The sequence below is a fragment of the Elusimicrobiota bacterium genome (assembly GCA_026388095.1).
Classification (GTDB): domain Bacteria; phylum Elusimicrobiota; class Elusimicrobia; order UBA1565; family UBA9628; genus UBA9628.
The window spans coordinates 18,301-30,671 of the sequence record JAPLKL010000067.1; the positions used below are offsets into that span (position 1 = coordinate 18,301).

The 12,371-nt window shown below is 67.6% G+C and carries 10 protein-coding genes; 5 read left to right on the forward strand and 5 right to left on the reverse strand.

What is annotated here, in order from left to right; translation table 11 throughout:
* The first annotated feature begins 32 nt into the window (after nt 1-32).
* Nucleotides 33-1,436 (forward strand): pyruvate kinase, encoded by a 1,404-nt coding sequence (pyk, locus tag NTY77_16605; GenBank protein MCX5797113.1) that lies wholly within the window; start codon nt 33-35, stop codon nt 1,434-1,436.
* Here the strand turns inward: pyk and NTY77_16610 are convergent, their stop codons facing one another.
* Nucleotides 1,437-2,879 carry a radical SAM protein gene (locus NTY77_16610; protein MCX5797114.1) on the reverse strand — a complete coding sequence of 481 codons (1,443 nt, stop codon included), beginning with the start codon at nt 2,877-2,879 and terminating at the stop codon, nt 1,437-1,439.
* Between the two features lie 90 nt (nt 2,880-2,969).
* Between NTY77_16610 and NTY77_16615 the strand changes: the two genes are divergently transcribed.
* Both NTY77_16615 and NTY77_16620 read left to right on the forward strand, forming a co-directional pair.
* Entirely contained in the window at nt 2,970-4,496 is a 1,527-nt protein-coding gene (locus NTY77_16615; GenBank protein ID MCX5797115.1) for an amino acid permease, read from the forward strand.
* Nucleotides 4,497-4,947: 451 nt separating this feature from the next.
* Nucleotides 4,948-5,331 (forward strand): response regulator, encoded by a 384-nt coding sequence (locus NTY77_16620; protein ID MCX5797116.1) that lies wholly within the window; start codon nt 4,948-4,950, stop codon nt 5,329-5,331.
* Between the two features lie 164 nt (nt 5,332-5,495).
* Here the strand turns inward: NTY77_16620 and ric are convergent, their stop codons facing one another.
* Together ric and NTY77_16630 are read right to left on the reverse strand one after the other, a co-directional pair.
* A complete protein-coding gene (gene ric / locus NTY77_16625) occupies nt 5,496-6,245 on the reverse strand; it encodes an iron-sulfur cluster repair di-iron protein (protein MCX5797117.1) in 750 nt (249 codons plus the stop codon).
* 263 nt (nt 6,246-6,508) lie between these two features.
* Nucleotides 6,509-9,013, reverse strand: a complete 2,505-nt coding sequence (locus NTY77_16630) for a glycogen/starch/alpha-glucan phosphorylase (protein MCX5797118.1) — start codon at nt 9,011-9,013, stop codon at nt 6,509-6,511.
* A gap of 31 nt (nt 9,014-9,044) precedes the next feature.
* Here NTY77_16630 and NTY77_16635 point away from each other — a divergent pair, with 31 nt between their 5' ends.
* Entirely contained in the window at nt 9,045-9,953 is a 909-nt protein-coding gene (locus NTY77_16635) for a DMT family transporter (GenBank protein MCX5797119.1), read from the forward strand.
* Between the two features lie 9 nt (nt 9,954-9,962).
* On the opposite strand, the gene NTY77_16640 is transcribed toward NTY77_16635, so the two are convergent.
* Nucleotides 9,963-10,406, reverse strand: coding sequence for a hypothetical protein (locus NTY77_16640; protein MCX5797120.1), 444 nt, complete (start codon nt 10,404-10,406; stop codon nt 9,963-9,965).
* 193 nt (nt 10,407-10,599) lie between these two features.
* Between NTY77_16640 and NTY77_16645 the strand changes: the two genes are divergently transcribed.
* Entirely contained in the window at nt 10,600-11,655 is a 1,056-nt protein-coding gene (locus tag NTY77_16645) for a hypothetical protein (protein MCX5797121.1), read from the forward strand.
* Here the strand turns inward: NTY77_16645 and NTY77_16650 are convergent.
* Nucleotides 11,636-12,361: a class I SAM-dependent methyltransferase gene (locus NTY77_16650; protein ID MCX5797122.1), complete on the reverse strand. Its 726-nt coding sequence runs from the start codon at nt 12,359-12,361 to the stop codon at nt 11,636-11,638. The two genes, NTY77_16645 and NTY77_16650, sit on opposite strands and share 20 nt — an antisense overlap.
* Between the last annotated feature and the right edge of the window lie 10 nt (nt 12,362-12,371).

A 12,371-nucleotide genomic window follows, 5' to 3' on the forward strand; every position in this document is an offset into this window, starting at 1 on the left:
GTATGATAGCGGCGCAAACGGAGCAATCTCCCATGTGGAACAAGACCAGCATCATCTGCACTTTGGGCCCCGCCACATCCAAGCGGAAGACCCTCCTATCCCTCATCTCGGCCGGCATGGATATCGCCCGGCTCAATTTCTCTCATGGGGACCTCGAACAGCACCGCGGCTTCATCAAGCTCGTGCGCGACTGCTCCCAGCGCGCCGGCCGCGCCATCGGGATACTCCAGGACCTCCCCGGACCGAAGCTGCGCGCCGGCAAGCTCCCCGGCGACACCCTCGAACTCCACGCCGGCGAGCAAGTCCTCCTCTCCCCGCGGCCCCAGCCAGGCCTCAAGCACCTCCCCTTCCCGGACCAACGCCTCCTGCGCGCCCTCAAGCCGGGAAACGACGTCTGGCTGGCCGACGGCATGTCCCACCTCAAGGTCCTTAAGGTCGAAGACGGAGCCGCCCTGTGCCGCTCCCTCTCCCACGCGGTCCTGCGCTCGCACTGCGGGGTGAACCTCCCGCACGCCGGGCTCTCCATCGCGGCCTTCACGGCCGCCGACCGCCGTTATCTCCGTTTCGGCCTGGCGCAGGGCGTCGATTTCGTGGCGGTCTCATTCGTCTCCGGGCCGGAGGACCTGCGCGCCGTGCGCCGCGCCCTGGCCGGAGCCCGCCGCAAGCCCCGGCTCATCGCCAAGATCGAGCGCGCCGAGGCCATGGACCGACTCCCGGACATAGTCCGGGAGTCGGACGCCGTCATGGTCGCGCGCGGCGACCTCGGAGTCGAGCTCCCCTTCTCCCAGGTGCCCTTCGCCCAGAAGGAGATCGTCGCCGAGTGCCGAAGACAAGGCCGGCCCGTGATCGTGGCGACCCAGATGCTGGAATCCATGATCTCCAGCCCCCGGCCCACCCGCGCGGAGATGACCGACATCGCCAACGCGGTCCTCGACGGCGCCGACGCGGTGATGCTCTCGGGCGAGACTTCGGTGGGCAAGTTCCCCCGCGAGGCCGTCGCGGCTCTGGCCGCGGTGGCCCGCGAGGCGGAGGCGCATCTTGAGCCCCAGGTCTGCTGCGACTATCCCTTCGCCTCGCCCAGCGCCCGCGCCATCGCCGCCTCCGCCGTGACCTTGGCCGAGGGCGTCCGCGCCAAAGCCATCGTGGTCCCGACCTTCACCGGCGACACGGCGCGCTGCGTCTCGCACCTCAAGCCCCGCTGCCCCATCGTGGCCCTGTGCGCTCCCGGCCCCGAAAGCCAGCTCACCCTGCTCTGGGGCGTGCGGGCCTACGTGGTCCCGGGCCTGGGCCGGCGCCTGGAGGGCATACTCGCCGAGTCCCGCCGCGCCGCGCGCCGTCTGAGGCTGGCGCGGCCGGGCGAATCCATCGTGGTGACCTGCAGCCTGCCGGGCCGGGGGACTTCGGACGGCCGCATCACGGCCGCGGTCAGGGTCTGATCACCCGGGCTTCGGGATGTTCTTCTCGCGCAGGAGCTTCTCCTGCCGGTCCGACTCCTCGGAGGGCCGCTTCTCGCGGACCAGGCCCAGCGGAGCGAGGGCCTCGATCATGCGCCGGCGGCGGTCCTGGCGGATCGCGTGGGTGTTGGAGAAATCCCGCAAGTGCCAGGCGCCGGGCGGCTCGTTGTCGGGGATGATGCCCCAGGCGTCGAACCGCTCCGATATGGGCGAGTAGGTCTGCGGCCCCATGACCGAGACCGACCCGATCGTCGAGATATACCCGGCGTTGCGCTTGATGAAGTCGATGGTGGCCTGGAAGTCGGCCTCCGTCTCCCCGGGGAAGCCGACCATGACGCAGACCGCGGCGTCGATGCCGTGGCGCTTCATGTCGCGGAGGACCGCCTCCGCGTGCGCGAGCTTGAACCTCTTGCCCATCGCGTCGAGCACGCGCTGGGAGCCGCTCTCGAGCCCGAAGTTGAGGCAATAGCAGCCGGTCCGGCTGAGCTTCTCGATGGCGGCCTCGTCCATGAGCGGATGGAACACCGCGAAGCCTTCCCACTCGATGGCGAGCTTCCGGCCGATGATGAGGTCGCAAAGCTTGAGCAGTTCCTTCATGTCGGAGTTCGCGGTCGGGCTGGACTCGAAGAAGGAGCTGATCCCGTAGCGGCCGACCTGGTGCTCCAGCTCCGCGCAGATGCCCTCCGCCGAGCGCGACCGGAACTCGGGGATGTAGCCCGGCACGCTGCAGAAGGCGCAGCGCCAGGCGCAGCCGCGGTTGAACGCGATGGGCAGCTGCTTGTCCACCAGGCTGAGGTCGTAATCGGAGAAATCCGGGAACGGCAGCCGGTCCGGGTGGACGACGGGGCGCGGGGGGCCTTGGACCATGTCCGCGCCCTGGCGGACGTAGGCCCCGGCGCAGGGCGCCAGCCGGCCCCCGGCCTCGTAGGACCCCAGCAGCTCGAGCACGGTGAGCTCGCCCTCGCCGTAGACGACCGCGTCGACGGCGGGCTCTTGGGCCAGCCGGTCGCCGTGCCAGCGGGGCATGCAGTCCGGTCCTCCGAAGATGACGACGCACCGGGGATCGCGGCCTTTGATGATGCGCGCGAGGGCGATGCTGTTGTCCCGGTTCATCTCCCAGACGCTGAGGCCGAAGACCCGGTAGCCGGAGGCGATCAGGCCGTCGATCTCCGCCACGATCTCCGGCATGAAGCGCTGGAAGACCTCCGCCGACATCCGGACGTACTGGCTCGTGTCGGCGCCGTACCAGTGCCAGGCGTCGCGGGTCGCTTCGTCCACGCGGCCGTACAGCGTCCAATTGTAGTCCAGGACCTTGACGTCGTAGCCCGCGCGCGCGATCACGGCCCGGAGGTAGCCGACGGCGAGGTCCGGCGGGAACGGCAGCGTGACGCAGGGGCAGCGGATCAAGGCGATCTTCGTCTGCAAGGCTAGATTCTACCTGATTGCCGCATCGTTTTTTTGTAGGATTTGGCGGGAACTTTCCCCAAAACCCAGCCGCAGCAAGGAACCCTCCATATGAAACACCTTTTCGCCCGCAAGCCTCTGAGCCTGCTCCTGCAGGAGATGGAAGGCGAGCATCGCCTGCGCCGCGTCCTGGGCCCGGTGCAGTTGACCGCCCTCGGGGTCGGCTGCATCATCGGCACCGGCATCTTCGTCTTGACCGGCGTGGCCGCGCACGACAAGGCGGGCCCGGCGCTCATCCTCTCCTTCGTGGTGGCGGGCCTGGCCTGCATCTTCTCGGCTTTGTGCTACGCGGAGTTCGCGGCCATGGCGCCCGTGGCCGGCTCGGCCTACACCTACGCCTACGCCACCTTGGGCGAGCTCTTCGCCTGGATCATCGGCTGGGACCTGGTCCTGGAATACACCGTAGCCGCCGCCACCGTGGCCCACGGCTGGTCGCACTACTTCCAGAATTTCATCGGGATATTCGGGCTGAGCATCCCCCAGTCCATATCCATCTCGCCTTTCGACTTCAGTCCGGAGCTGGGGCGGCTGGTGGCCACGGGCTCGGTCCTGGACGTGCCGGCCATCGTCATCGCCGGCATCATCACCTGCATCTTGATCGTGGGCATCAAGGAGAGCGCCTCCTTCAACACCGCGATGGTGGGCATCAAGGTCGCGGTGGTGTTCTTCGTCATCATCGTGGGCGCCTTCTACATCCATCCCTCCAACTGGATCCCTTTCGCTCCCTTTGGGCTGACCGGGGTGAGCTTCTTCGGGCACACTTTGGTGGGGCAGACCGGAAACGGGGGTGAGCCGCTGGGCATGCTGGCCGGCGCGGCCATGATCTTCTTCGCCTATATCGGCTTCGACTCGGTCTCCACGCATTCGGAAGAGGCCAAGAACCCGCAGCGCGACGTCCCCGTCGGCATCATCGTCTCCCTGCTCCTGTGCACCGTGCTCTACATCGCGGTCTCCGCGGTCCTGACCGGCATGGTGCCCTACAACCATCTCGACATCCACGCGCCGGTGGCCGACGCCTTCCGCCAGGTCGGCCTGCCCTGGGCCCAGTTCATCATCGACGTGGGGGCTTTGGCCGGCATCACCTCGGTGCTGCTGGTGCTCATGCTCAGCCAGCCGCGCATCTTCCTGGCCATGGCGCGCGACGGGCTGGTCCCGGCGAGCATATTCGGCGCCGTGCACACGAAGTTCCGCACGCCCTACAAGTCCACCATCCTGACCGGCATCCTGGTGGGCATCCTGGCCGCCTTGGTGCCCCTGCGCGTGCTGGCCGAGTTGGTCAACATCGGCACGCTCTTCGCTTTCGTCATCGTCTGCGCGGCCGTGCTCATCATGCGCCGGATCGAGCCGCACGCCAAGCGGCCCTTCCTCTGCCCCATGGTGCCGCTCGTCCCCATCCTGGGCATCCTCCTGTGCTTGCTGCTCATGTTCTCCCTGCCCGCGGAGAACTGGCTGCGGCTCATCGTGTGGCTGCTGCTGGGCTTCGTGGTCTACTTCCTCTACGGCCGCCACCACAGCGTGATGGCGCAGCACCGCAAGAGGTCCCAGGCCCCGCTGCCCGCCCCGATCGAGGCGAACTAGCAGGCTGCTGATAAAGTCCGTTCTGCGAGCGCCCGGCGGCCGTCTGCCGGGCGCAACCGACCCGCGAAGCGGGGCGGCAGAACCCATCCGATAGGCTGCACGAAGGATGGCGCCTTCGGCGAGACTGGCCCAGACAGGCTGCGCCTGTCTGGGCCAGTTCGGGGATGGACTGTTGCCCGCTACCGAAAGGACTGTGTCCGGACATAGTCCTTTCCGCAGGAGGGTTTATCAGCAGCCTGCTAGCGCGCGGCGGCCGCGGGAGGTCTCCAGGCGGACGATGCGCTGGTCGTGGTCCTTGCTGTTCCAGGACATCAAGGAATGGTCGCGTCGGGGTTGCGGCCTGACCGGCCGCAACCTTCAATTGCGGCGGCTTTTGAGGCGCTGTGGGCATTCGGCCGCCGCTTTCCAGGCCGCAAGGCGGGGCCCGGCAATTCATATAATAGGACCTGCCATGGCGAGACTCTGGATCGTCGACGACGACCCCACTTGTCTCAGCATACTCGGCGGGATCCTGCGTCCGATGGGACATGAGCTGGTGCTGTTCCACGACGGTTCCGAGCTGCTCAAGCGCCTACAGGATCCGCAGGAAGCGGTCCCCGACCTCATCCTGATGGATGTGATGATGCCGGGCTGCGACGGCTACACCCTGCATCAGAAACTGCGGGATGACAGCCGGTTCCGCAGAGTCCCCGTCATCGTCATGACCGCAAAGAGCAACATGCGCGAGTTATTTTCTCCGGAGCAGGGAGTGGTCGCCTTCCTCGAAAAACCTATCAAGTTCAGCTTGTTGCGGGACACCGTCACCAATGCCCTGGAGGGAAAAGGGACTCTTTAGTCAGTGTGTCGCCCTTCGGCATGTTCGGAGGCGGGAGGACCTCGATGGGGACGAGCGCAGGCATCAACACCGAGGGGGCGGGCGCGGGCGAGAGGCTGCGCCTGAGCTTTGAGAACGACCGGCTGGCGAGCATCAAGAGCCGGTCCTCCTAGGCCGGCCGCTGCCTAGAGAGGCGTCCCCCCCCGCAGTCTTGCGGCTTTCGGGAAGAGGATGTTGTTCTCCAGGTGCACATGCTTATGGAGGTCGCCCTCGAACTCCTCGATATCCCGATAAACGACCATGAAGGCGTTGCATACATCGCCAGGGATGGCATAGTCCTTGGCGAGACGGCGGATCTCGTGCATCGCGCCGCCGATCTCTTCGTGTTCGCGGATGAATTCCTTTACGCAGCGCTCGATCGTTCGGACGTCCTGCGCCTGCGGCGAGGAGCCTGACTGCCGAGCCGCATCGGCTCGCTTCATGGCCGGGAAGCCGATCTCCTCTTCCTCCTTCATATGGGCCGTCAAACGGGCTGTCGTCGTCTCGAAGAGGCTGGCGATCGCGATCGCCTCGGGATGGGGGGCGCCATGGACGGACGCGATCTTCTTGGCGGAGGCGACGATCCTCCCGGTATTCTCCTTGAGATAGGCATGGTGGGTCTGGACGATGTAGTCGGCCAGGAGCGTCACCTGCCAGGCCGCATAATCCAAGCTCCGTTCGCCCCGCGCGCTCGTCGCCGCATCGAGCTCCGCCGTCATCGCGGCAAGGTCGGCGCCTTTTTCCGCGCAGGCCTTCGCCAGGGTGGCCTGGCCTCCGCAGCAGAAATCGATCCCGTGCTCAGCGAAGACCTTGGCGCTCCTGTAGTCGGCGGTGACGATCTCGGCGACGGTCTGGTCCGGGGCGTACATGGGGTGCTCGGCTTGCGGTCCTTTCATGGCATCCTCCTGGTCCTGGCCCGCGGAGCGCGGCCAGGGCGGGCGTCCCTGAGGCTGTGGTCAGCGCGGGGTCTCAGCCTCGGGACACCTGCATGCTGGGATGATACTCTCTTCGCGGGGTCCCGGCTATGCGGAGTTATACGCGGGACGCCGGGTAGAATCCCGCACTGGGCCGGCGACCGGTAGGGGCGAGGCCAGACAGAAGAGACTGGCGATCCGGGCGGACCGTCGGCGGATCAGAGAGGGGCTATTTCTCCTGCAACTCAGCGCTTGGCCAGCCCGCGGCAGGGCGCGCGCCAGATGTCGCGCGCGTAGTCCGTGATGCTGCGGTCGCTGGAGAAGCGGCCGGACTGGGCCACGTTGATGATAGAGGAGCGGGTCCAGGCCCGGCGGTCGAGGTAGCGCCGCTCCGCGTCCTGCTGGGCGCGCAGGTAGTCGCCGAAGTCGGCCAGCACCAGGTAGGGGTCGTCCTTGAGCAGGTAGTCCACCAGCGGCCGGAACAGCCCCGCCTCCCCCTGCGAGAAGTGGTCGTTGGCGACCAGCTCGATGGCCTCGCGCAGGCCCGGCACGCGGTCGAGCCACTGCTCCGGCCGGTAGCCCGAGGCCTTGAGCGCCGCCGCCTCGTGGGCTTTGAGGCCGAAGATGAAGATGTCGTCCTCCCCGACCTCCTCGGCGATCTCGATGTTGGCTCCGTCCAAGGTCCCGATGGTCAGGGCCCCGTTCATCATGAACTTCATGTTGCCCGTGCCCGAAGCCTCGGTGCCGGCCGTGGAGATCTGCTCGGAGAGGTCGGCGGCCGGGATGATGCGCTGGGCCAGGCTCACCCGGTAGTCCTCCAGGAACACCACCTTGAGCTTGTCCGAGACCGCGCGGTCCGCGTTGATGACTCCGGCCACGCTGTTGATGAACTGGATGATGTGCTTGGCCATCCAGTAGCCGGGCGCGGCCTTCCCTCCGATCAGAGCCGTGCGCGGCACGAAGTCGGCGCCCGGGTTGGCCTTGATGAGCAGGTAGCGGTGGATGAGGAAGAGGGCGAAGAGGGTCTGGCGCTTGTACTCGTGGATGCGCTTGACCTGCACGTCGAAGAGGGATTCCGGGTCCACGGTCACGCTCGCAGTCTTGCGGATGAAGGCCGCGAGATCGGCCTTGTTGGCGAGCTTGACGCGGCGCCAGCTCTCCTGGAAGCCGCGGTCGTCGGCGCGGGAGCGCAGCTCGCGCAGGCGCGATAGGTCGGTGGCCCAGGAATCGCCCACGGCCTCGGTGACGAGCCCGGCGAGCCGCGGGTTGGACTCCAGCAGCCAGCGCCGGGGGCTGACCCCGTTGGTCTTGTTGTTGAACCGGCCCGGGAACATCTCGTAGAAGTCGCGGAACAGGGTCTGCTTGAGCAGTTCCGAGTGCAGCGCCGAGACGCCGTTGACCGAGTGGCTGGCCAGCACGCAGAGGTAGGCCATGCGCACCTTCTTGGGCTCGCTTTCCTCGATCAAGGACATGCGGCGCAGGCGGTCCGCGTCGCCCGGCCAGCGGCCGGCGACCTCGCGCAGGAAGCGCGCGTTGACCTCGTAGATGATCTCGAGGTGCCGCGGCAGGAGGTTGCCCATGAGCGGCGCGGCCCAGGTCTCCAGGGCCTCGGGCATGAGGGTGTGGTTGGTGTAGGCGAAGGTCTTCTGGGTGATGCCCCAGGCCTGCTCCCACTGCAGGCACTCCTCGTCGAGCAGGATGCGCATGAGCTCGGCCACCGCGATGGCGGGGTGGGTGTCGTTGAGCTGGATGGCGACCTTCTTCGGGAAGTCCTGGAAGTCCTCGTTGTGCGCGTTGAAGCGGCGCACGATGTCGGCCAGGGAGGCCGCGGCGAAGAAGTACTCCTGCTTGAGGCGCAACTCCAGGCCGGCCGAGGTCTTGTCGTTGGGATACAGGACTTTGGAGATGTTCTCGGAGGCGATCTTGCGGTCGTAGGCCTTGATGTAGTCGCCGCGGGTGAAGTATTCGAGGTCGAAGTCCTGGGTGCCCTTGGCCGACCACAGGCGCAGGGTGTTGACCACGTCGTTCTGGAAGCCCGGCACGGGGATGTCGCAGGGCATGGCCAGCACGTCCTCGGTGTCGAGCCACATCGTGGTCATGCGTCCGTCGCCGGTCCAGTGCTGCTGGGTGCGGCCGTAGAAGCGGACCCGGATGGTGTATTCGGGGCGTTCGATGGCCCAGGGCGTGCCCAGGTGCAGCCAGTTGTCCGGGGCTTCGATCTGGCAGCCGTTGATGATCTTCTGCTGGAAGATGCCGTAGTTGAACATGATGCCGTAGCCGATGGCGGGCACGCCCAAAGTGGCCATGGAGTCCATATAGCAGGCGGCCAGGCGGCCCAGACCGCCGTTGCCCAGGCCGGCGTCGGCCTCCTCCTCGCAGAGCTCCTCGAGCTTGAGGCCGTAGGCTTGCAGGGCCTTCTTGATCTCCTTCTCCACGCCCAGGTTGAGGATGGCGTGCATCAGCAGGCGGCCGATGAGGAACTCCATGGAGAGGTAATAGACGCGCTTGACGTTCTGCTTGTGGTAGCGCTGCTGGGTCTTGATCCAGCGCTCCATCATGCGGTCGCGGATGGCGTAGGCCGCGGTCATGAAATTGTCGTTGGGGGTGGCCGTGTACTCGTCCTTGGCCAGGAGGAATATCCGGCGCTCGAGGAAGGACTGCTCCAGCGAGCCGACGCTGAGGCCGTCGCGCACGCGGGCTCCGACGGGCAGCGGTGCGGCGGGGGAGGCGGCCGCCTTGTCCTTGGACATATTGGGTATCATACATCATTAAGGGAAAAACATGGCCGACCCGACGCGCCTGAAAGTCCTGCTGGCCGTGCTCATCTGGGGCGCCTCCTTTTCCTTCACCAAGAGGGCTCTGGCCGAGGTCTCGCCCCTGGCTTTGGTCCTGGCGCGCTGCGGCCTGGGCAGCCTCTTCATGCTCGTCGTGGCCCGGACTCCGAGGCTCTTCCGGGGCCTGGCGCCCAAGGAGTGGCTGCAGCTGGCGGCCATCAGTGCCTCGGGAGTGGTCGGGCAGCAGACGATCCAGGCCTTCGCCCTGCGCCACACCAGCGCCAACCATGCCGGCTGGATCCTGGCCGCCACTCCCATAGCCGTGGCGCTGGCCATGGCCCTCTTCTTCGGAGAGCGCATGGGCCTGCAAAGGTGGTCCGGTTTCGGCCTGGGCGCGGCCGGCACGCTCCTCGTCATCCTCTCCCGCCAGCTCGTGGCCGGCGCCGGGCTCATCCCCACCGGGCGGGGGGACTTCCTGGTCATGCTCAGCTGCTTCAATTGGGCCCTCTATGTCATCATGATGGACCGCTGGCTCAAGTCCCGGTCCCAGCGGGACGTCACCGTCATGAGCATGGTCGCGGGCTTCGCGTTCATGGCCGCCGCGGCTCTGGCGGGCGGGCAGGCGCATGAGCTCTGGCACGTCAGCGCCAAGGGCTGGGCCTGCCTGGCCTACCTTGGGCTGCTGTCCTCAGGGCTCGGCTATCTCTTCTGGAACGCCGGCGTCGAGAAGATCGGCCCTTCGGCCTCGGCGGCTTTCCTTTATCTGGAGCCCCTGGCCGCGCTGGCCGCGGGCCGGCTCATGCTGGGAGAAGGCATCGCGGCCACCTCCGTGCTGGGGGGGGCGCTGATCCTGACCGGAGTCTACTGGGTCAACGCCGGGCGCAAGCTCCCCGAAACGCCCGAAGAAGCGGCCTGAGGCCGCCGTTCAAAGACGAGATCCGCACCGTCTCCTTGGCGCCTCCCGCTCCTGCATGTAGCGCTGGGCCATCATGAGCAGGGTGACGTACGCCATGAAGAGGCCGAAGCGGATCAGCGCGTTCCAGATCCCCATCCCCATATGAGGATAGATCTGCCCGGCCAGGAACTCCGCCCACAGCCAGCCTCCGGCCGACAGGGCCGGCGCAATCACGTTCCAGGCCCCGCCGAGGCACAGCACCGCCACGGTGATGGGCACGAAGGACAGGATCGGCGCGCTGACGTGCGGGCCGGACAAGTACTCGACGAAGAACACGGCCGTCACCAGCGCCGCGACCAGCGCCACGGCGACCGGGCGGGGCATGCGCCGCAAGGGCTGCGGAAGAATCTGCAGCAGAGCGGGCCAGAGCGGCGGGTCCTTGCGGGCGGCATCAGCCTGATATATTGGACTCATGGGCGCCTCCAAGGTCAGTTTAGCCGAGGGGTGGACAGTCTTCCATCTCGGGGAGTCAGGATTTGTCAGTGAGAGTCAGGGTCCGCGCGTCCGCGGCCTGCACCAGGGGCCCCCTTCCGCCTAGGCCTCTTGCCGCCCCGACGTGGGACCTTGGCTTCTGGCCGCCCTGACGCTCCGGGGCCATAATGACGGTATGAGAGGGAAGTCTCTGTCCCGGCTCCTGGCTCTGCTTCTGGCCATGCTGCCCGGCTCCGGCTGGGGCGCGCGCGTGGCCCTGCCGCCGGCCGTGGCGCCGACGCGCTTCGCCGGCCCCCTGGCCGTGGCGGTCCGGGCCGGCACGCCGCTGGCGCCGATCTCTCTGAGCCTCGGGTCCTTGCAGCCGGGCGTCCCGCCGCTGCTGGCGCCCGCGCTTCCCATGGCCCCGGCCGTTGTCCCGGCGGCATCGCCGCTGGCGGTCCTGAAGCAGACCGGCGTTTTCTCGGGCCAAGCGCTAAAGGCCGCGCCTGCCGAGGCGGCCGCGGCGTCGGCCGCCGCGGTCTTCGACCAGGCCGACCTCGGGCTGGGGGACGTCCGGCGCCGCTGGGGCAAGCTCTATCAGGACGGCCGGGAGTTGGAGGTCCTGGGCGAAGGCTCTTTCGGCCGGGTCTACGTGCATCCTCGCGACCCGGGCGCCGTGGTCAAGCTGATGACCAGTCTATCCGGCGACATCGCCCGGCAGTCGGCCCGGCAGGACAGCCAGGTCGGCATGAAGCTCGCCCAGGCCGGCGTCGGCCCCGCGGTCCTGGGGGTCTACGACATCCCCGGCCGGCCCAGCCGCCTGCGCCGCTGGCTCTGGCGCCTCTTCGGACTGGAGGCCCGCGCTCCGCCGCGCCCGGCCGTGGTCAAGCAACGGGTCTACGGGAGCACGGTCTTGGAGCTCATCGATGAGCTCCGCTTCACTCAGAAGGATTACGAGCTCGTCATGCGCATGCTCGAGCGCATGGCCGACCGCGGCCTGAAGGTGGGAGACCTGCGCACCGCCAACATCATGATCGGGCGGACCGCCGCGGACCCGGAGCCGCGAGCCTATCTGGTGGACGGCGGCTGGCTGCTCCCGGTGAAGGAAGGCGCGAGCCGGGAGGAGAGGCTGCGCGAGCTCAAGACCCAGCAGATGGAGATCCTCGGCGCCGGCGGTTCCGTGGGCTGGGCCAACGTCCTGGACCCCTTCGACGACATCCTTCAGGAAGGGCTCAGGGCTTCTCGGCCATGACCTCGAAGTCGTAGCCGAACTCGGTGTCGGCAAAACGCCAGAAGTGCTTGAGGCGGTCTCCCCAGAGATAGCGCGGCCAACTGGGCTGGGGCGGGATCAGGGCCCGTCCCTGCTCCAAAGAGAGCTCCTCGACCTTGGCCGCGGCCGCCTCGGCCCAGGTGTCCCTCTTGAAATTCTTGTAGGCTCTGGGCAGCCAGCCCCGCGCCTTCATGCCGAGCTTGAGGTGGAAGCAGCGCAGCGAGACCACGCGCAGGCCTAAGGAGCCGAGCAGGCCCAGCAAAGAGCGGCGCGAGAAGAAGAACAGGTGTCCGCCATGGCGGGTGTGCACCGGGCGGCCCCATCGTCGGCTCAAAGTCCTATTGGGCATGAGGTCCACCGGGCCGTTGGGCACGATGAGCTCCAGTCGGCCGCCGGGCCGGAGCATGCGCGCCACGCTGGCCACGGCCGCGCGGGGGGCGGGCTCGTGCTCGAGCACGTTGTTGAGGAGGATGTAGTCGAAGCTCTCCGGCGGATAGGGGGACTCGGAGAGCGGGCAGCTGGCGATCTCCAGGCCGTTGAGCCGCCGGCCCAGTTCCGCGGCCGCAGCCGAGAACTCCAGGCCGCGCACCCGCCAGCCCGAATGGTCGCGCAGTCCGGCCAGCATGGTGCCCAAGGCGCAGCCGGTGTCCAGGAAATCGCCGCTGGTGCGCCACTGCGAGAGGCGCAGGCCGATGGCC

What these genes read in the sequence shown, in the direction of transcription:
- pyk (MCX5797113.1), top strand. Translation starts at nt 33, where the DNA reads ATGTGGAACAAGACCAGCATCATCTGCACTTTGGGCCCCGCCACATCC.
- NTY77_16615 (MCX5797115.1), top strand. Translation starts at nt 2,970, where the DNA reads ATGAAACACCTTTTCGCCCGCAAGCCTCTGAGCCTGCTCCTGCAGGAG.
- NTY77_16620 (MCX5797116.1), top strand. Translation starts at nt 4,948, where the DNA reads ATGGCGAGACTCTGGATCGTCGACGACGACCCCACTTGTCTCAGCATA.
- ric (MCX5797117.1), bottom strand. Translation starts at nt 6,245, where the DNA reads ATGAAAGGACCGCAAGCCGAGCACCCCATGTACGCCCCGGACCAGACC.
- NTY77_16630 (MCX5797118.1), bottom strand. Translation starts at nt 9,013, where the DNA reads ATGTCCAAGGACAAGGCGGCCGCCTCCCCCGCCGCACCGCTGCCCGTC.
- NTY77_16635 (MCX5797119.1), top strand. Translation starts at nt 9,045, where the DNA reads ATGGCCGACCCGACGCGCCTGAAAGTCCTGCTGGCCGTGCTCATCTGG.
- NTY77_16640 (MCX5797120.1), bottom strand. Translation starts at nt 10,406, where the DNA reads ATGAGTCCAATATATCAGGCTGATGCCGCCCGCAAGGACCCGCCGCTC.
- NTY77_16645 (MCX5797121.1), top strand. Translation starts at nt 10,600, where the DNA reads ATGAGAGGGAAGTCTCTGTCCCGGCTCCTGGCTCTGCTTCTGGCCATG.